The organism is Scytonema sp. PRP1 (assembly GCF_036697665.2).
GTDB lineage: Bacteria > Cyanobacteriota > Cyanobacteriia > Cyanobacteriales > Nostocaceae > Kalymmatonema > Kalymmatonema gypsitolerans.
In genome coordinates, this window is record NZ_JBAHYJ020000115.1 from 1 (window position 1) to 494 (window position 494).

Annotated in this window: 1 protein-coding gene; it reads right to left on the bottom strand. The window is 48.8% G+C overall.

Translation table 11 applies throughout. The features are described 5' to 3' along the window. Window positions 1-494: AMP-binding protein (locus V5G28_RS31495; RefSeq protein WP_336231491.1), on the bottom strand; the 494-nt coding region annotated here is incomplete at both ends.

Consider the following 494-nt stretch of genomic DNA (forward strand, 5'->3'; position numbering starts at 1 on the left):
CGCAAGCTAGTGCAACTTTCCAAACCTTGTTCTTGCAAGAACACCTGTAGCATTGAAGGCACGAAATGCAGTGTGGTAATTCCCTGCTGGGCAATTAGCTTCACCAGATACGCACTATCTCGATGTCCTCCCGGTTGTGCCACCACTAGACGTGCACCGGTGATTAATGGCCAGAAGAATTCCCACACTGAGACATCAAAGCTAAAAGGCGTTTTCTGTAAAACTGTGTCTGATGGTGTAAGTACGTAAGCTGACTGCATCCAATCAAGGCGGTTGCAAACCCCAGAGTGCTTGTTCATCGCGCCTTTTGGCTTGCCTGTAGACCCCGAAGTGTAAATCACATAAGCCAGGTGCTCGGGTAACACACCAGAGGATGGATTGGAGCTGCTCAACTCAGAGATTTCTTGCCAGTTTGTATCCAAACACACTAGTTGCGCCTGCTGTTGTGCAAGCCTTGTGACTAATTTTTCCTGGGTTAACAGCACCTTCACGCC